The sequence below is a fragment of the Sporosarcina sp. P17b genome (genome assembly GCF_002743115.1).
Classification (GTDB): Bacteria; Bacillota; Bacilli; order Bacillales_A; family Planococcaceae; genus Sporosarcina; species Sporosarcina ureae_C.
Genome location: NZ_PDYP01000047.1, coordinates 1 through 558 on the forward strand (window position 1 = coordinate 1; position 558 = coordinate 558).

Here is a 558-nt window from a genome sequence, read left to right on the forward strand (position 1 = left end):
GGTAGCCGTATCGGAAGGTGCGGCTGGATCACCTCCTTTCTAAGGATTATGTTTTCTTGCCTGAAATATGGAAGAAACATTCGGAAGATAGATCTTCGATCTATCACGTTAACGTTTTGCGTTCAGTTTTGAAGGTTCATGTAATCTTCATACATAGAAAGAGGGGCCTATAGCTCAGCTGGTTAGAGCGCACGCCTGATAAGCGTGAGGTCGGTGGTTCGAGTCCACTTAGGCCCACCATAACATCTCTCTTTTTACTATCCCGGGGCCTTAGCTCAGCTGGGAGAGCGCCTGCCTTGCACGCAGGAGGTCAACGGTTCGATCCCGTTAGGCTCCACCAATAATTTGTTCATTGAAAACTGGATAAAACGACATTGAAAGTAATCAAGTAATCAACCGAGTCACATTTATGTGATTCAAGCAATCTTTTTAACCTTCTGATTCCTATCGCTAGGATGAAGTTGGACCTTTTATAGGTTAAGTTAGAAAGGGCGCACGGCGGATGCCTTGGCACTAGGAGCCGATGAAGGACGGCACTAACACCGATATGCTTCGGGG

General features: G+C 46.6%; 2 tRNA genes and 1 rRNA gene. All 3 read left to right on the forward strand.

What is annotated here, in order from left to right:
• Window positions 1-163: 163 nt before the first annotated feature.
• A tRNA-Ile gene (locus tag CSV76_RS17060) sits at window positions 164-240 on the forward strand.
• Between the two features lie 24 nt (window positions 241-264).
• Window positions 265-340, forward strand: a tRNA-Ala gene (locus CSV76_RS17065).
• A gap of 135 nt (window positions 341-475) precedes the next feature.
• Window positions 476-558: ribosomal RNA gene (locus tag CSV76_RS17070) — 23S ribosomal RNA — on the forward strand; the annotation flags it as partial.